Raw genomic sequence first — 16,508 nt, 5'->3', positions numbered from 1 at the left:
CGGAACAAGACCAGAAATCCATCAAGAATACGGTTTTGTTTCATGACGGCCATAGGTCAACTCAACTGTTGCGAGATATCCGCCGAAGGCGTCCGTGATGGCCCTCCTCCCATCGAGGACGTGGGTTGTCTCGCCCAGGTGCTGGATGACTTTCGCGTCCTCCCTGAACAGTTGTCCCTGCGCCTCCATGTCCTTGGTGTCTGCCGTGTCGTTGAATTCATCGAGGACGTTTCGTATGGCCTCCCTGTCCTCGAGCTCCGCCAGCCTCTTTTCAAGATTATCAAGCGCCCATTCCGCCATGCTCGTACTCTCCTTCTTGTTCGCCCATGTCGATTGTCCTGATCACACGCGCCGGATTGCCCACCGCCACGCTGTTGTCCGGGACGCCCTTGGTCACGACGCTTCCTGCACCGATGATGGAGTTCTCTCCGATGGTCACGCCAGGGCAGATGGTGACGTTGACCCCGATCCACGCGTTCTTCCTGATGCACACCGGCTTGCAGATGATGATCATCTTGTCCTTGAAATCGTGGTTGACCGTCAACACGGTGACCTGCGGGGCGATCATGACCCCTTCCCCGATGTCGATGCCGCCCGCCGCGCTGGCGCAGAAACTATGGTTGATGAACGCGTTGTCCGCCAGGCTGACCTGCCTTCCCATGTCTATCTGGAAAGGTGCGTTTATGCTTGCGTTCTCCCCCAAGTGCCCCAACAGCTCCTTTTCTTTCTCGTGAAGAAGCGGCCTGTCCATCATGAGTGGCAGATAGTCCTTGTTTATGTCGAAGACGATCCTTCCGCTCCTCGTCATCTCCTCGATCGCCGGGGAATACTCCGGGTCTCTCATGTCGACCGGGATGCCGTCCCTCAGCTTTTCGAACAGGTCCATTTGGATTTCCTCTTTCACGTCTTGCCCTGCTGCTCTTCTTTTCCCAACCAGATCGATGCTGCGGTTGTCACATGCTGTGACAGCCGCCTCCGGCTGCTCTCCTCGTACCATGGCCGCCATGAAACGAGATCGTTTGTTGGTTCGGGGATTGGGAGGTGTTCAACATTGCGGTTGAGGAGTGCGCTCTGTGATGCACGAGGCGACGCCCCCGGGCGTCTGCCCGGAGGCGTCGTGCTGACGGTCAAAGATGCGGTTCCTGGTGGTGCTCCCGGCCGGTCGGGACGGCGATTTCCTCGGGGGCGTCGAGCCGCATTCCCCGATCATGCCCCGGACGTCTCATCGAATCCACGAAGAACCGCACGCGAGAACTTCCCTGTTCCGTCGGGGTCGTCACGGTGCAGTCCGTACGCACCGCCGCTCTGTCCGTCGGCGATCCGGAACTGCATGACACCGGTCCGCGGGGGAGGGTGATCGGCCGGGCCGAGACGAGAAGGGCCAGCTGTTCCCCTCTTCGCCGAACGGATCGGGACGGCGGCGTGCAGGATGATGCGGCTGGGCCCCGGCTCACTGGCTGCGCGCTTCGTTCCTCAGGCGCTGTCTCGTCAGTTCGTCGAGCTGGCTCTTCGGTATCCCCCGGACAGCGGCTTCGAGGGAGAGCAGGGAGTGCAGGCAGTCGAATGCGGGGTGGATCCGCCGCCAGGCCTCGACGCTGCCGATCTCGCGGAGGGCTCTGGGGCTGTCGACGCCCGCCCCCACCAGGGCGCGGGCGAGTCTGGGGCCGATGTTGGGCAGGTCGGTGAGATCGGTCATGATCGCTCCGGGACTCGGGTCCGATGGGTCTACGGCAAGTATGCCCGGAACCGCGGGAATCACCGCGGACGGCATGAGCGTGCGACACGCGGTGACGGCTCCGGATGCGGCCGGCAACGATCACCCGTGCACATGGTGCACGGCTCGGCTCTCACGGCTGCGTACTGGGACCGGTGTCCGCCTCATCCGCTCCCGGAGACGCCGCCATCGCGGCGAGCCGCTCCTCGGTCGCCGCGATGCGCTCCGGCGTCCACTCGACTGCCGGGTCGGGCTCCAGGTGGTTGAGCAGCACGGTGGCCATGGCGATCTCGGGCTGCGACCACGGCGCCGGTCCGCTGGTGCCGAACAGGCTCAGCCCTGTGCGCCGGTCGAGCCAGCCGGGGTCGCCCAGTGCGCGCGAGAGCACGCCGCGCATGGTCAGCCCGGCCTGCTCCGACAGCGCGAAGAAGCCCTCGGGTCCGCTCCACGGCGGGCGCTGGCGGTAGCCGATCATGTCCGCCATCGCGGTGTAGGTGCGCGCCCGCCGTCTCACCATGGCCTGCTCCATACCGGCCAGGCGGCTCGCCACGGTGTCGCGGAGTCCCTTGTCGGGCAGCGTCTGATGGGTCGTCGGCAGGGCCAGGAAGAGCCGCCACCTGTCGGAGGCCACCTGCACCGGCGGGGCGCAGTGCTGGATCGCCGTCGACGGGGTCGTCTATGACGTGGGCTCGTTCCCCGGTTGGAAGGACGGCGTCCACCACGGGGTGCACGCCGGCGCCACCGAGGCCTTCGTCGGCTCGGGGGCACGGCAGGGACATCCTGCAGAGGCTCCCGGTGGTCGGCGGCTACCGGCCGTGAGCCGCGCCGGCCACGGCGCGGGGACGGCCGGGACGGGACGCCTGTCCTGCCTCATGACACGGGCTGCGGCCGGGGTGCTCGGGTGGCACAATTCCCGAGGATCCGTGTCGGTACGGCATCGCCGGTCGCGCCACCGGGCGGACGGGAGGAATCATGGCTTTGAGCATCGAGGACCTTCTCACCCGCGAGGAGATCCGCGACACCCTGACGAACTACTCGCAGGGCCTCGATCAGCGCAACTGGGATCTCTACGACCGGGTGTGGACCGACGACGCGACCTTCGAGGCGCCCGACGAGGGCATCGGGCGCATGGGCGCGGGAGAGCTCAAGGCCATGCTGCAGGGCAACAACGACCCGGACCGGCTGGCCGGACAGCACCTGCTCAACAACACCCACTTCCAGATCGACGGCGACAGCGCGCGCACCGTCACCGAGGTCACCTGGGTGACGCTGCAGACGATGGACAAGCCGGGCATGGTCTTCGAGGTGCGCGCCGGGGGCATCTACGTCGACGACCTGGTACGCACCGCCGAGGGCTGGCGCATCCGGCGGCGCGTCCTCGTCACCAAGAACAAGTCCACCCGAGGCGTCGCCTACCCGCCCGAGCGCATCGAGAACATCCGCCGGTACTCCCTCGACGGCGACTGGTTCCTCTGAGGGGCGAGGGGCCGGATCGGCCCGGGGCGGGCACCGGGCGGGAGGATCGGGCCATGACGGTGGTCCGGGCGTCGACGTGGACGGTCGGGGCCGGTGGTGCGCCCACTGGCGCACCGAGCGGGGGCGTCGTCGCCGATCCGTGCGCCACCTGCGGGCGGTTCTGGGTCTGCCGCAGGCGCCATGAGGAGCTGGGCCGATCACCCGGCTGAACCGGCGTCCGTGCGAATGCGGATTCCGGCTCTCAGGACTGCGGCAGGTTCGCCTCGATCCTGCACAGGAGCCGCAGATGCGCGGGGGCCTCGGTGTTCACCTGCCCCACGTGCACGGCGGTGTTGGGCAGACCCCAGCCGCGGACGTCGCCGAGCAACCAGTCCGGGACGTAGCCGACCGGAGCCCCGTGTGCATCGCCCAGCAGTACGGCCCCGGGGTTGGCGGCGTTGTCGGGCTCGGGGACCAGCCGGAGCCGATCGCCCTTGCCGATGCGGCTCAGGGATCTGTTGTTCTCGAAGTACCGCACGCCCGAGGCCAGGAAGTGCCCCTCGACGTGCCCGGCAACGGGTTCGAAGCCGTCCACGACGTGGAAGGTGTCGGTGACGCGCCCACCGCCGTTGCGGGCCAGGATCTCCACGGGGGTGGTGATCTCGGACAGCCCGAGCCAGCCGCAGTAGGTCGGGTACGACGCCCTGCGCGGGGACATCACCCTGTTCGAGAAGAAGGCCGGCAGCCGGTTCACCGAGTAGGTGCGCTCCAGCTTCGGGAACTCGGCCAGAGGCTCGAAGTTCTCGTGCCGGGCCCCCTCCTCGTAGTGGAACACGAAGGTGTCCGACTCGACCTGGTCCAGGGTCGCGACATGGATGAACCGCCGGCTGGCCTCGTCCTGCCAGATGATGCGGAGACTCCGAAGACTCCGGGGCGCCTCAGCTGGGGCGTGCACGTCCAGCACATGGGCCGATGGCATCGAGTATCCTCCTCCGGTTCGTTCTGAGCAGCTTTTCGATGAAGTTACGCCGGGGCTCTGACAGGATCCGATCCGGTGGCGCCTGGAGCATCTCCTGTACGTGGTCCTCGGACACGTCCTCCAGCCGACCGAGCCAGTACTTCGCGGCGCGTGGGGCGCACAGGTTCAAGGCCTCGGCTGCGAGGGTGACCGGACCAGGCTTGCCTCTGAAGTAGCGGTTGACTCCCTTCTTCGACCACCTCTCAATGTTATCGGAGGATGCCAGGCTGTTGAGCTGGCGCTCCGGTACCTGGAACCCGAGCGCATTGCCGTGATCGAAGGATGGTGCGAGCCGCATGGTGTGTACCGTACGGATAGCGGCCCAGTTCTCATGGTGCCGGTCGCACCCGCTCACCCATGCATCCAGCATCAGATATCCAGACCACGTCTCGAATCCGGTCATGCAAAGAGGCATGCAGGGTGGAGCCTCGACTGGCGCTAGGGCAGTGTTGACGGCGCTCACCGTATAACCGAGGTTACGGGCATTCGTTTTGTCGTACTTGGGGTTCGCTGCCGTGAGAAGCTCATTACCATGCTCAAGACGTTCGTCCCCGCTCAGCACGCTTCTCGACAGGACCCCTCTGCGACCATCCCGGATGGCGGGGCAGACGCATGCCGACGGTACTCCGATGAGCCCGGCGAGGGCGTGTACGAGACACTCGGCCCAGTCCTCACCCCTCACATATCCCCGCTTGGCACGAGCCTCCTTGAAGAGCCACGGGTGGGCGTCGGCATCGCGCACCCATTCTTTTTCCTTGGTCCCCATGGGCTCTTCGTCAGGTTCGCCGACTGCCCATGGTGCACGCCCGAGATCTTCAGGAATCCATTTGTATGGTGGCAGGCCGAAACAGCGTGGTCGATGCGCATCAGGAGGCCTGGTGGATCGCGCACCCATGGCGATCACTGCGTCGGCTCGTCCCGGGTGAGCCGTTTGGGCTTGGGAACCTGCCAGTGGAAGCGCAGGGCCAGCACGCGCACGCCGAAGACGAGGGCCACCAGCGTCCACAGGGCGACGGTGTTGAAGACGCCCAGGCGCACGCACAGATCGGTGGCCATGCAGCCGAAGAGCGCCGGCAGCGCGTAGACGTCCTGGGTGAGCACGCTCGGAACCAGCCCGGCGAAGACATCGCGCATCATGCCGCCGCCGATGGCCGTGATGGTGCCCACCAGGATCGCCTCGATGCCCGGGTGCCCGTGCTGGATCGCGATCATCGTCGCCGAGATGGCGAAGGCTCCCAGACCCGCCGCGTCGGCGAGCAGGATGAACCTGCGGACGCGTTCGAGGCTGCCCGAGAAGCGGAAGGCGATCAGGCCCGCGACGACCGAGGTCGCCATGTACGGGAGGTTCGTCAGATTCGTCGGGGGAGTGATGCCCAGCAGCAGATCGCGGACCACGCCGCCGCCGAGGGCCGTCACCAGGGCCAGCACGAGGATGCCGAAGACGTCGAAACGGCGCCGCACGCCGACGAGCCCGCCCGAGATGGCGAAGGCGAAGACGCCCAGGAAGTCGAGCATGTCCACGGCCCAAGCCTATGGGCGACCCGCCGCGGGACCCGCGCCACGGCCGTCGGGCGCGCCGCCGCGCTGCCTCCGCCCGGGCATAATCGGGGACGTGGATGACGTGTGGGCGCAGGTCTGGGCCAGACTCGGCGCGAGCCTGCGCCCGGGCGCGGCGCCCGCGGGCCGGGCGGCCCTCATCGCCGTCGCCGGAGCACTCGCGGCCGCCGTCGTCGGCCCGTTCTGGCGCGTCCTGCGGGTGGTGGTCACGCTCGTCCACGAGCTCGGGCACGCCGCCGTCGGACTCGCCACCGGGCGCAGGTTCGCCGGCTTCACCGTCAACCCGGACATGTCCGGTGCCACGACGACGAGCGGAGCCACCCGCGGGCCCGGCCTGGTGCTCACCACGATGGCCGGCTACCCGATGCCCGCCATCGCCGGCGCGCTCATCACCCGGGCGGCGCTCACCGGCTGCGCGCGGGCCGTCCTGGTGGGGATCGCGCTGGTCGTTCTGCTCGTGCTCGTCCGCGCCCGCTCGGCCTACACGGCGCTCGCCCTGCTCGGCTCCCTGGCGGCGGCCGTCGCCCTGTGGTGGTGGGCCGACTCGGAACTGACCTGCTCCGTCGTCCTCGGCCTCGGCGTCTTCCTGCTGCTCGGGGCCTGGCGTCAGCTCGCCAACGTCGCCCTGCACGGCGACCGCTCCCAGGACCCGGGCGTGCTGGCCGCGCACACGCACATCCCGGCGGCGCTCTGGAATCTCCTCCTCGGTCTCGTCCTGACCGCCCTGAGCTGGTGGGTGGCCGGGGGTCTTCTGCCTCTCCTGCCGTTCTGAACCCCCGGTGCCCCGCCCGCCCCGGCGCGGTGTCGTTCACGGGGCCAGCCGGAGCCGCCTCGTCCTCCCCGCGCCGATCGGCCGGCGCCTCAGCCGCGGCCACGGGACCCCGGGCGGGGGCGCCCCTTCTCGTAGCCGAAGTCGGGGATCCCGCCCCAGCGCCGCCTGAACCAGTGGGCGGCCAGCTTCGGTTTGCGGTCGCGGGTGAAGACGCCCTTCTTGTTGCCCTGAACGCGCAGCAGCGACTGGCTCGTCGCGAAGTCCGCGAAGTTCCACAGCTGCTCGCCGACGACGAAGTCGAATTCGTCGAGCACCTTGCAGTTCATCGCGTAGTACTCGACCTGGTACTCCTCGGTGTACATGACCGGGGTGGTGTCATGCAGGCCCGTAACGGTGTCGGCGCCGAATTCGGTCATCATGACCGGCTTGCCGAGCCTGCCCCATTCGGCCAGTTCGGCGCGGAAGGCCTCCTCGGGGCCCTCCAGGTCGGGGCCGCCGAAGTACCAGCCGTAGTAGCGGTTCAGGCAGATGATGTCGCTCAGCCGCGCCGAGCAGTCGGTGCGCGGGGCGTCGTTCATCTGCACGCTGACGAGCGTGAGAGGACGCTTGGCCGGGTCCAGTCCGCGGGCCAGATCGAACAGCGGCTTGAAGTACTCGTAGGCGCCCTCGGCGCCGGAGTCGGGCTCGTTGGCGATGCTCCAGACCACCACGCAGGCGTGGTTCTTGTCACGGGCGATGAGGTCGCGGATGACCTCGCGATGGGCCCGCGCGGTCTGGACGCCGTGCTGCGGGTCGAAAGTCTCGACGCGCTCGCCGCCGAAGCTGGCGCCGCCGCCGAACTTCAGGTTGATGCCGACGGCCGTGGTCTCGTCGATGACGACGACGCCCTCGGCGTCGCACTGGCGCATCATCTCCTCCGAGTAGGGGTAGTGACTGGTGCGGAGGCTGTTGGCGCCCTGCCAGCCCATGATCGCGATGTCGCGGGTGTTCATCGGCAGGTTGATGCCGCGGCCGGCCGGGAAGGTGTCCTCGTGCTTGCCGTAGCCCTTGAAGTAGAAGGGCCGTTCGTTGATGAGGAAGCGGATGCCGTCGATGCGCACCGTGCGGATGCCGAAGGGCTCGGTGTAGACGTCCTGGCCGAAGCGCACGCGCACCTGGTAGAGATAGCCGGCGCCCGGCTGCCACAGGGTCGGATCGGTGACGATGAGCCGGCCGGACGTGCCGGTGGCCTCGGCGAGCCCGGCGCCGTCCGCGTCGAGCAGCTCGACGGTGCACTCGCCGTCCCCGACGGTGCGGATCTCGTAGTTCATGGCTGCCCTGGCCGCCGTGCCCGCCTGCGGATCGATGCCCTCGACGTCGCTGGTCAGCACGATGTCGCTGATGTACGAGGCCGGTGTCGTGTAGATGCGCACCGTGCGGGTGATGCCGCAGTAGTTGAAGAAATCGAAATTGGGATGGTTCTGCTTCCCGGCGCGGTCGGGCACGTCGGCGATCTCCCCCACCATGCCGCCGAGCATGTCGCTCTTGCCGCCCACGGGCAGGGTCGTGTAATCGATGACGTTGCTGACGGCGATTGTCAGCAGGTTCTCCCCGTCGCGCAGGTACTCGTTCAGCTCGGCCTCGAAGGGCAGGAAGCCGCCGCGGTGCTCGACGACGAGCTCGCCGTTCAGGTAGACCCTCGCACGATGGGTCACCGCGTCGGCGCGCAGCACGACGCGCTGGTCGCGCAGGGCCGCCGGCACCGAGATCGAGCGTTGGTAGAACGCCCAGCCGTAGTGGTCGCGGAAGTCGGTGCCCTCCTTCAGGTCGTTGTACGAGGCGGGCACCGGCATGGTCGTGGCCTGCGGCAGGGCGGTGGCGCACCAGCCGTCGTCGAAGCCGGTTCCGTCGTCGAGCCTGAAGTCCCATATGCCGCCGAGATCGGTGACCGCACGGGAACCGGTCATGATCGGGTAGAGCATCGTCTGTCTCCGTTCGGTTGTACGAGAGAATAAGGGGTCGGGCCTCAGGGCGCGGCCTTCTCGGCGCGCTGTGCGGCCAGGGCGAACTTGCCCTTGCGCTGGGATCGACGATCCGGCCTGCCCGGCTCCGGCGCGATCCATGGCCCGCCGCCGGACCGGTACCGGCCGCTCAGGGCCGCCCGGGCTCTGCGCTCCTCGTGGCCCTGCTCGCCGGCGGGATCGCCGGCCGGGAGCGGTAGGCGCCCGGGGCGTCGACGATCACGCCGGTGCCGGCGGCCCTGACGAGCTCCCTGGGGGCCAGCCGGCGGGCCAGGTGGTAGACGCCGACGGTGACGATCGTGCCGAGCGCGATGCCGCCGAGGGTGAAGTCGCCGCTGAACCGCAGCGAGACGTCGCCGATGCCGATGATGAGGCCGGCGGCCACCGGGACGAGGTTGAGCGGGTTGCCGAAGTCGACCCGGTTCTCCTTCCAGATCTTCGCGCCGAGCAGGCCGATCATGCCGTACAGGACGACGCAGATGCCGCCCAGGACGCCCGATGGCGTGGCCGAGATGATGGCGCCGAACTTCGGGCTGAAGCCGAACAGGATGGCGGCGACGGCCGCCACCGAGTAGGCGGCCGTCGAGTAGACGCGGGTGGCGGCCATGACGCCGATGTTCTCGGCATAGGTCGTCGTCGGGCCGGCGCCGGCCAGCGTGGCCAGCATCGAGGTGGCGCCGTCGGCGGCGATGGCCCTGCCCATCTGGTGGTCGAGATTCCTGCCGGTCATCTCGGATACGGCCTTCACATGACCGGTGTTCTCCGCGATCAGGGCGATGACGACGGGCAGGGCCAGCAGGATGAACGCCGGGCGGAAGGTGGGCAGGTGGAAGCCGACGACGTTCGTCGCGGCGTAGCTTCCGGTGCCGTCCGCGTTGACGAGGTACCTCCAGCCGGCCAGGTCGGTGACCGGGGGCAGGCCGATCCACTTGGCGGCGGCCACGCCCGACCAGTCCACGCGCGGCGCGGTGGTGCCGTCGGCCCGGGCGATGGGGCCGAGGACGATGTCCTCCGCCCAGCTCAGCGCGTAGCCGAAGACCATGGCGACGAAGATCGCCACGCGCGACAGGAAACCGCGCGGGGCCACCGACAGCACCACGACGACGATCATCGTGGCCAGACCGGTCCACTGGTCCTTCGGCCAGTAGGACTCGGCGACGGTCGGCGCCAGGTTGAAGCCGATGAGCATGACGACGGCGCCGGTGACGACCGGCGGCAGGACCCGCCCGATGACGCGCGAGCCGGCGAAGTGGATGACCAGGCCGCACATGAACAGCGTCACGCCGACGCAGAACAGGGCGCCTGAGACGTCGCTGGGCTTGCCGCCCGCGGCGTAGATGGCGGTGGCGACGCCGGGAAAGGCGGCCGAGGAACCCAGGTAGCTGGGCACCTCGTGCTTGGTGACGACGATGAAGACGAGGGTCGAGACGCCGCTCATCATGACCGCGAGCTGCGGGTTCAGGCCCATCAGCACCGGGAACACGAAGGTGGCGCCGAACATGGCCACCACGTGCTGGGCGCCGAGCCCGATCGTCTTGCCCCAGCCGAGTCGTTCGTCCGGGGCGACGACCTCGCCCGGCCCCAGCTCGCCGTTGTCGTGCAGTTTCCAGATCACTGCTCGCCCTCCTGTACGCAGCAATGCCGCCCCGGTTCCCCGCCGTCGAACGGGTGCTGAACGGGTGCGGCCCGCAACAGTGTAGGGGACGGGCCGGGAGACGGAGGGTCCTCTTCGGCCAGTGGCGCCCGAGGCCCCGGCTGCGGCGGCCCTCAGATCCAGGTGGTGAACCACATGCGCATGAGCCACTGGCGCCGTGTCATGAGGGCGTCGGTGAGGATCGGGTAGATGAAGATGAAGTTCGCCACGATGATCACCGTCACCGCCGTGACGATCAGGGCGCCCCGTCTGCGCCGCGGCGGTGGCGCATCGGCCGGCCCGAGGATCCTGCCCAGGACCAGCGCCAGCACGGTCGTCGTGAACGGGATGAGCATGATCGCGTAGAAGAAGAAGGTCGGACGGTCCGAGCTGGGGAACCACATGAGCCAGGTGGACGCCGCGGCCACGATCGGCACGCAATGGTTCCACTGACGCCCGCCGATCCAGAGGAACAGGCCGACGATGACCGCCAGGCACGCGAACCACCACAGGAAGGGGGTCCCGGCGCCGGAGATGACGCGCAGGCAGGTGTCGCCCACGGCGGTGCAGCCGTCCTGGCCCGGCTGGATGTTGTTGACGGCGTCGATGCCGATGACGCGCGCCATGATCGGCCAGCCGGCGGGTTTCGCGTCATAGGTGTGGGTCTGCGAGGCGATCCAATCGCCGGTATGGAAGGCGTAGATGTCGTAGTGGTAGTGCCACAGGCTGCCCAGGGCGTTGCCGAGGAGCTGCGTGACGCGGTCGGTCGGGTGCTGGGCGCCCCACTGGCGGTCGTAGCCGCCGTCGCTGAGCAGCCAGCTCGTCCAGGTGACCAGGTAGACGGCGAAGGCCGCCACGACGAGGTAGACGAATGCGCCGACGCCGTCGCGCCAGACACTGTGGATGGCCCGCTCGCCGGCGCCCGCCATCCGACGCGCACGGTAGTCGTGGACCAGGCTGAGGACGCAGAAGACGGCGATGACGTAGACGGCGTTCCACTTGCAGCCGCAGGCCGCCCCGAAGAGCAGGCCGCTGGCCAGGCGCCAGGGGCGCCACAGCAGGAGCGGGCCGTAGCCGCCGCCCAGGTTGAGCAGACCGCCGGCGCGCAGGTGATCGGCCAGCCTGTGCCGGAACCAGTCGCGGTCGGCCAGCCAGCAGCCGACGGCCGCGACGGTGAAGAAGGCCTCGAAGATGTCGAGCAGCGCGATGCGGCTCATCACGAAGCTGAGGCCGTCGACGACGATGAGGAAGCCGGCCAGGGCGCCCACCAGGGTGGACCTGCCCAGACGGCGCGCCATGCGCACGACGGCGCCGATCAGCAGGCAGCCGAAGACCAGCGAGGCGAAGCGCCAGCCGAAGGGCGTCATGCCGAAGAGCTTCTCGCCGGCCGCGATGAGCCACTTGCCGAGCTGGGGGTGGACGATGAACGAGCCGACGTCGCTCCAGCCGTCCACGTTGCCGGCGGCGATCTGGTCGTTCGCGTCGGAGCCCCAGGTGCCCTCGTAGCCCAGGTGCAGCAGCGTCCAGGCGTCCTTGGCGTAGTAGGTCTCGTCGAACTCGATGTGCGCCGGGCGGCCGATGTCGACGATCCGGATGACGAAGCCGAGGACGACCAGGGCGGCGGTCACCAGCCAACTGCGGGCCTCGTCCGGCGTGAGGACGGCGGCCTCGTCGAGGCGCTCGATGGTGGACGGCAGCACTGGCCGCAGGCCATGCCCGCGCGGGAGGGCGCCCGTCGTGGCCGGGCTCGGGAGTGAATTCACGGGCCCAATGCTAAACACCGCGGTGCAACGCCGTGACTACCGGTCGGGGGAACCGCCCGGGCGGGCGGCGGTGCCTCACCCGTAGTCAGGACCCGGGCGGGCCTGGAAGCGGACGTGCGTCGGCCCCTGCCGGGGCGGTTCCTGCCGGCAGGTGCTGGAAGTGACTCGTCACAGCGCCGCTGAGTATCGTGATGCCAGCGTGCTCCACGAGGAGGCCCCGCATGCGATACCGGATCATTCTGGACGAGCCGGCCACGAACCCGCGCGACGCCTTTCTGCTGGGCAATGGGCACCTCGGTGCCGTTGCGCACGGCGGCATCGGCGCCGAGATCCTCGAGCTGTCGCTCGACGCCCTGTGGTCGGGCGGCCCCGCCGCCGACACGGCGGGCGACGGCGGTCGTGCCGACGCCGCGATGCTCCTGCCCGCCCTGCGCGCAGCGATCGCGTCGGGCGATCTCGGGCGGGCCGAGGAGCTGGCGGCCCGGATGACCGTCGCGCCCGCGGTCCAGACCTGCCAGCCGGTCGGCGCGCTGCGCTGGGAGTACGCGCCCGGCCTGCGCACCCGCGGGTACAGCCGCGAGCTCGACCTGCAGAACGCCACCATGACCACCACCGTGCGCGGCAACGTGCTGCGCTCCTTCGTCAGCGCGCCGGCCGGCGCGCTCGTCGCCCAGTGGGACGGCCGGGGCGCGCTCAAGGTCCCGACCATGCGCAGCCCCCACCACGGAAGCGTCCGCACCTGGCGCGAGGGGCAGGTGCTGTGGCTGACCTTCGCCTCCCGCGTGCCCGCCGACGCCCGTACCGACGAGCCCGTCCGCTACGGCACCGAGCTGCCCGAGGCGGACGGCAGCGTCCGGGCCGGCATGGCCTTCGCCGTCGCCGCGGTCGTCCAGACCACCGGCGAGGGCCCTCGCCTGATCGTCGCCGCCGAGAGCGGCTTCACCTCCTGGAACCGGCGGCCCTCGGGCGACGCCTCGGCCCTCGAGCACGTGGCCCGCTACCGGGTGCGCCGCGCGATGAGCCGCAGTACCGACGAGCTGCACGCCGAGCACGTCGCCGACTACCGCGCCCTGTTCGACCGCAGCAACCTGGACCTGTCCGAGTCCTGGCGCGGCGCGACCGATGAGCTGGTCTTCCACCTGGGCAAGTACCTGCTCATCTCGTCCTCGCGGCCCGGCTCCCAGCCCGTGCACGCCCAAGGGCTGTGGAACGCCCGTGCGCGCCCGGCCGGCGAGGCCTACCGGGCCGACGCGAGCCTGCAGATGAGTTACTGGTCCGCCGAGAAACTCGGCCTGCCCGAATGCGCCGCCCCGCTGCGCCGCATGGTCTCCGAGCTGGCGCAGACCGGTCGCGACCGCGCCTGGAAGAACTTCGGCTTCTCCGGCGCCGTCGTCTTCGAGCGCATCGATCTGTGGCGCGCCTCGAGCGCGAGGATCTCGCGCACTCGCCAGAGCCACTGGCTCGGTGCCCTGCCGAGCCTGGCCTCCTGCCTGTACGAGCACGCCCTGTTCACCGGCGACATCGACCGCGCCCTGCAGGTGCACCGCATGGCGGCCCGCTTCGCCCTCGACCTGCTCGTCCTGGGCCCTGACGACGACCTGGTCGCCAGCCCCTCGGTCGCCCCCGGCCAGCCGCGGTCCGGCACCGACGCTCTCCGCGTCGCGGCGGGCTCGACGATCGACCGCGAGGTCATCGCCGAGGTCTTCGAGCACTACCTGGCCCTGGCCGGGGAGCAGCCGCACGGCCTGGACGTGGCGCTCGCCGAACAGGTGCGCGGCGCTCTCGCCCACCTGGCCCCCGTCCCCGTCGTCGACGGCGTCATCGCCCGGTGGGGCGAGCGCTGGACCTCCGGGCGGGGCACCGGATCGGACTCGCTGCTGCATCTGTACGGCCTCTTCCCCGGCAGGCGCATCAACCACACCGACCCGGCGATGGTCGGCGCCGCGCGCCGCACGCTCGAGGCCGGGATCGCTCACGGCGCGGGACGCACCGCCGCGGGCCAGGCCCGGATCCTGGCCATGGCGGCGCGCCTGGGCGACGAGGCCCTGGCCGCTCGCGCGCTGACGCGCCTGACCGGTCAGCTCAGCTCCTCGTCCCTGCTGACGCTGGGCAGCGAGCCGCAGATGCCCGGCGCCGTCCTCCAGCTGCCGGCCTCCCTGGCGCTGCCCGGCGCCCTGGCCGAGATGCTCGTCGGGGACGATGCCGGCGTCATCCGCCTGCTCGCCGCCCTGCCCGCCCGCTGGCCGAAGGGCTCGGCGCGCGGCCTGCGCGCCGTCGGCGGCCACCGGGTCGACGTCACCTGGGACGAGAACCAGCTCACCGGCGCGCGCATCACCCCCAATTTCGGCTGCGCGATGCAGGTGGAGGCCGAGAACGGCCGCTTCACCATCACCGACGACGCCGGCGCCCCGGTCCAGTTCGCGCAGGTGGCGGCCTGGAACCGCAACCGCAATCTGCTCAGCTTCCAGGTGGCCGACGGCCGCAGCTACGTCATCACCCGCGAGGGCCGCGCCCGCCGCGCGGAGCTGACCGCGGGCGCACCGGCGGTCAGCATCGGCACCGGCATATCGATGACCCTGTCGGGGCTGCCCACGGTCTGACCCGCCCCTGCGGTCGCGGCGGCCCGTTATCGAGATCCCGGCCGAGCGCTTCCCGGAGGGACCCGCCCCTGCGGTCGCGGCGGCCCGGCCCGGACCGGATGGCTATCGTCGTGCAGGTGAGCGAGCACACGAGCAAGCCGGGGGCCGACCGCCGTGAGCCCCCACGAGACGGCGCCGGGCACCGTCGTCCTGGCCGGAACGCCCATCGGGGACTCCTCCCAGGCCTCCCCGCAGCTGCGCCGGGCCCTCGCCGAGGCCGACATCATCGCCGCCGAGGACACCCGCCTGCTGCGCACCCTGCTGGCCCGCACCGGCGTCGAGACGAACGCCCGCATCGTCAGCTACTTCGAGGGCAACGAGGCCGAGCGCACCCCGCGCCTGGTGCGCGAACTGGTCGGCGGCGCGGTCGTCGTCGTGGCCACCGACGCCGGCATGCCGTCGGTTTCCGATCCGGGGTTCCGTCTCGTCAGGGCGGCCATCGAGGCGGGCATCCGGGTGACGAGCGTGCCCGGGCCCTCCGCCGTGACGACCGCCCTCGCCGTCTCGGGCCTGGCCTGCGACCGGTTCTGCTTCGAAGGCTTCCTGCCGCGCACCGGCGGCCCGCGCCGCAGGCGCCTGGCCGCCCTCGGCGCCGAGGAGCGCACCATGGTCTTCTTCGAGGCCCCGCACCGGCTCACCGGCTTCCTGGACGATGCGGTGAGCGCCCTCGGGCCGGGCCGGGCCGGCGCACTGTGCCGCGAACTCACCAAGCCGTGGGAGGACGTCATCCGCGGGCCCTTGGCGCGGTTGCGCGGCTGGGCCGCGGAGCACGCCCGCGGCGAGACGACGATCGTCATCGCCGGCCGTCCCCCCGATACCGGCGGCGGCCTGGACGAGGCCCTCGCCCGGGTGGACGAGCGCATCGCGGCCGGGGAGCCCCTCAGCTCCGCCGTCGGGCTGGTCGCCGCCGCCACCGGCGTCCGCAGGAGGGCCCTGTACCAGGCCGCCCTGGCCGCCCGGGGCGGGTCGTGAGCGCGAGCCCCCGCCGCACCGGGCGGCCGGATGCGCGACAATGTCCAGCGTGAACCCCGATGAGATCGCCGCCGAGCTGGCGCGCCTCGGACTGCCGCCGATGCCGGCGCCGCTGCCCGAGCGCTGCATCGACAACCACACCCATGTCGATGCCACGGCCGCTTGCTCGGGGCTGCCTGCCGGACTGAGCCTCGCCGCCTCCGCCGCCGTCGGCATCGACCGCCTCGTCCAGGTGGGCTGCGACCTGGCCGACTCGCGCTGGGCCGCCCGGTTCGCCGCCGTCCATGAGCAGGTCGTCGCGGCCGTGGCCATCCATCCCAACGACGCGGCCCGGCTCGCCGCCGACAAGGGCGACGGCGAGCTCGAGGGCCGGATCGACCGGATCGCCGAGCTGGCCCTCGCCCACGACCGGGTCCGCGCCATCGGCGAGACCGGTCTGGACTACTTCCGCACCCGCGACGAGGCCGGCAGGGCGGTGCAACGGTGGTCCTTCGCCCGGCACATCCGGATCGCGTCCGCCACCGGCCGCGCCCTGGTGATCCACGATCGCGACGCCCACGCCGACGTCCTGCGCGTGCTCGACGGGCAGGGCTGGCCCGAGCGCACCGTCCTGCACTGCTTCAGCGGCGACGCCGGCTTCGCCCGCGCATGCCTGGCCGGGGGCGCGGGCCGCGGGGACGTCTGGCTCAGCTTCGGCGGGGCTGTCACCTTCAAGCCCAACGGCGCCCTGCGCGAGGCCCTGGCCGCCACGCCGCTCGACCGCATCCTCGTCGAGACGGACGCCCCCTACTTGACGCCCGTGCCCCTGCGCGGGCGTCCGAACGCGCCCTACCTGATGCCCACGACGTTGCGCTTCATCGCCGGCGTGAAGGGCGTCGACGCCGGCGACGAGTCCGCGCTCGGCGACTTCTGCGCGCGGATCACCGCCAACACCCTCGCCGCGTACGGCCCGTGGGGCCCCGGCGCCTCGACGGGGGAGACCTGA

General features: G+C 70.4%; 16 protein-coding genes. 6 read left to right on the top strand and 10 right to left on the bottom strand.

The window, feature by feature from the left end; all coding sequences use genetic code 11:
* Nucleotides 1-21: 21 nt before the first annotated feature.
* The 4 genes from R2N01_RS05400 to R2N01_RS05385 all read right to left on the bottom strand — a co-directional run bounded on the left by R2N01_RS05400 (nt 22) and on the right by R2N01_RS05385 (nt 2,345).
* A complete protein-coding gene (locus tag R2N01_RS05400) occupies nt 22-300 on the bottom strand; it encodes a nuclear transport factor 2 family protein (protein WP_316669225.1) in 279 nt (92 codons plus the stop codon).
* Nucleotides 281-1,006 (bottom strand): DapH/DapD/GlmU-related protein, encoded by a 726-nt coding sequence (locus R2N01_RS05395; protein ID WP_316669223.1) that lies wholly within the window; start codon nt 1,004-1,006, stop codon nt 281-283. The genes R2N01_RS05400 and R2N01_RS05395 overlap by 20 nt, the downstream gene beginning before the upstream one ends.
* A 444-nt stretch (nt 1,007-1,450) precedes the next feature.
* A complete protein-coding gene (locus R2N01_RS05390) occupies nt 1,451-1,696 on the bottom strand; it encodes a TfoX/Sxy family DNA transformation protein (RefSeq protein WP_316669221.1) in 246 nt (81 codons plus the stop codon).
* A gap of 151 nt (nt 1,697-1,847) precedes the next feature.
* Nucleotides 1,848-2,345 (bottom strand): hypothetical protein, encoded by a 498-nt coding sequence (locus R2N01_RS05385; protein WP_316669219.1) that lies wholly within the window; start codon nt 2,343-2,345, stop codon nt 1,848-1,850.
* A gap of 341 nt (nt 2,346-2,686) precedes the next feature.
* Here R2N01_RS05385 and R2N01_RS05380 point away from each other — a divergent pair, with 341 nt between their 5' ends.
* Nucleotides 2,687-3,190, top strand: a complete 504-nt coding sequence (locus R2N01_RS05380) for a nuclear transport factor 2 family protein (RefSeq protein WP_316669217.1) — start codon at nt 2,687-2,689, stop codon at nt 3,188-3,190.
* Nucleotides 3,191-3,243: 53 nt separating this feature from the next.
* Entirely contained in the window at nt 3,244-3,399 is a 156-nt protein-coding gene (locus R2N01_RS05375) for a hypothetical protein (RefSeq protein ID WP_316669215.1), read from the top strand.
* Nucleotides 3,400-3,431: 32 nt separating this feature from the next.
* On the opposite strand, the gene R2N01_RS05370 is transcribed toward R2N01_RS05375, so the two are convergent.
* The 3 genes from R2N01_RS05370 to R2N01_RS05360 form a co-directional block, all read right to left on the bottom strand.
* Nucleotides 3,432-4,148 carry a hypothetical protein gene (locus R2N01_RS05370; RefSeq protein ID WP_316669214.1) on the bottom strand — a complete coding sequence of 239 codons (717 nt, stop codon included), beginning with the start codon at nt 4,146-4,148 and terminating at the stop codon, nt 3,432-3,434.
* On the bottom strand, nt 4,108-4,953 hold the full coding sequence (locus tag R2N01_RS05365; protein WP_316669212.1) for a hypothetical protein: 846 nt from the start codon (nt 4,951-4,953) through the stop codon (nt 4,108-4,110). The genes R2N01_RS05370 and R2N01_RS05365 overlap by 41 nt, the downstream gene beginning before the upstream one ends.
* A 134-nt stretch (nt 4,954-5,087) precedes the next feature.
* On the bottom strand, nt 5,088-5,702 hold the full coding sequence (locus R2N01_RS05360; RefSeq protein ID WP_316669230.1) for a trimeric intracellular cation channel family protein: 615 nt from the start codon (nt 5,700-5,702) through the stop codon (nt 5,088-5,090).
* 97 nt (nt 5,703-5,799) lie between these two features.
* Here R2N01_RS05360 and R2N01_RS05355 point away from each other — a divergent pair, with 97 nt between their 5' ends.
* Entirely contained in the window at nt 5,800-6,516 is a 717-nt protein-coding gene (locus R2N01_RS05355) for a M50 family metallopeptidase (RefSeq protein ID WP_316669210.1), read from the top strand.
* Between the two features lie 89 nt (nt 6,517-6,605).
* Here R2N01_RS05355 and uidA read toward each other — a convergent pair whose 3' ends face one another.
* The 3 genes from uidA to R2N01_RS05340 form a co-directional block, all read right to left on the bottom strand.
* Nucleotides 6,606-8,477: a beta-glucuronidase gene (gene uidA / locus R2N01_RS05350; RefSeq protein WP_316669208.1), complete on the bottom strand. Its 1,872-nt coding sequence runs from the start codon at nt 8,475-8,477 to the stop codon at nt 6,606-6,608.
* Nucleotides 8,478-8,646: 169 nt separating this feature from the next.
* Nucleotides 8,647-10,131 carry a solute carrier family 23 protein gene (locus R2N01_RS05345; RefSeq protein WP_316669206.1) on the bottom strand — a complete coding sequence of 495 codons (1,485 nt, stop codon included), beginning with the start codon at nt 10,129-10,131 and terminating at the stop codon, nt 8,647-8,649.
* A 152-nt stretch (nt 10,132-10,283) separates the two neighbouring features.
* Complete coding sequence (locus R2N01_RS05340) at nt 10,284-11,849, bottom strand: phospholipid carrier-dependent glycosyltransferase (protein ID WP_316669228.1); 1,566 nt, start codon at nt 11,847-11,849, stop codon at nt 10,284-10,286.
* A gap of 284 nt (nt 11,850-12,133) precedes the next feature.
* On the opposite strand from R2N01_RS05340, the gene R2N01_RS05335 reads away from it, so the two are divergent.
* The 3 genes from R2N01_RS05335 to R2N01_RS05325 all read left to right on the top strand — a co-directional run bounded on the left by R2N01_RS05335 (nt 12,134) and on the right by R2N01_RS05325 (nt 16,508).
* A complete protein-coding gene (locus tag R2N01_RS05335) occupies nt 12,134-14,512 on the top strand; it encodes a glycosyl hydrolase family 95 catalytic domain-containing protein (protein ID WP_316669204.1) in 2,379 nt (792 codons plus the stop codon).
* 153 nt (nt 14,513-14,665) lie between these two features.
* On the top strand, nt 14,666-15,523 hold the full coding sequence (gene rsmI / locus R2N01_RS05330) for a 16S rRNA (cytidine(1402)-2'-O)-methyltransferase (RefSeq protein ID WP_316669202.1): 858 nt from the start codon (nt 14,666-14,668) through the stop codon (nt 15,521-15,523).
* A gap of 100 nt (nt 15,524-15,623) precedes the next feature.
* Nucleotides 15,624-16,508: a TatD family hydrolase gene (locus R2N01_RS05325; protein ID WP_316669226.1), complete on the top strand. Its 885-nt coding sequence runs from the start codon at nt 15,624-15,626 to the stop codon at nt 16,506-16,508.

Origin of the sequence: uncultured Propionibacterium sp., assembly GCF_963539965.1 — a bacterium.
Taxonomy (GTDB): domain Bacteria; phylum Actinomycetota; class Actinomycetes; order Propionibacteriales; family Propionibacteriaceae; genus Propionibacterium.
This window is presented reverse-complemented; position numbering and strand designations above follow the sequence as displayed.

Bases quoted from the DNA above. Each gene is read 5' to 3' on its own strand.
- R2N01_RS05380 (WP_316669217.1), top strand. From the start codon at position 2,687: ATGGCTTTGAGCATCGAGGACCTTCTCACCCGCGAGGAGATCCGCGAC.
- uidA (WP_316669208.1), bottom strand. From the start codon at position 8,477: ATGCTCTACCCGATCATGACCGGTTCCCGTGCGGTCACCGATCTCGGC.
- R2N01_RS05335 (WP_316669204.1), top strand. From the start codon at position 12,134: ATGCGATACCGGATCATTCTGGACGAGCCGGCCACGAACCCGCGCGAC.
- R2N01_RS05365 (WP_316669212.1), bottom strand. From the start codon at position 4,953: ATGGGGACCAAGGAAAAAGAATGGGTGCGCGATGCCGACGCCCACCCG.
- R2N01_RS05390 (WP_316669221.1), bottom strand. From the start codon at position 1,696: ATGACCGATCTCACCGACCTGCCCAACATCGGCCCCAGACTCGCCCGC.
- R2N01_RS05360 (WP_316669230.1), bottom strand. From the start codon at position 5,702: ATGCTCGACTTCCTGGGCGTCTTCGCCTTCGCCATCTCGGGCGGGCTC.
- R2N01_RS05370 (WP_316669214.1), bottom strand. From the start codon at position 4,148: ATGCCATCGGCCCATGTGCTGGACGTGCACGCCCCAGCTGAGGCGCCC.
- R2N01_RS05400 (WP_316669225.1), bottom strand. From the start codon at position 300: ATGGCGGAATGGGCGCTTGATAATCTTGAAAAGAGGCTGGCGGAGCTC.
- R2N01_RS05375 (WP_316669215.1), top strand. From the start codon at position 3,244: ATGACGGTGGTCCGGGCGTCGACGTGGACGGTCGGGGCCGGTGGTGCG.
- R2N01_RS05325 (WP_316669226.1), top strand. From the start codon at position 15,624: ATGCCGGCGCCGCTGCCCGAGCGCTGCATCGACAACCACACCCATGTC.
- R2N01_RS05395 (WP_316669223.1), bottom strand. From the start codon at position 1,006: ATGGCGGCCATGGTACGAGGAGAGCAGCCGGAGGCGGCTGTCACAGCA.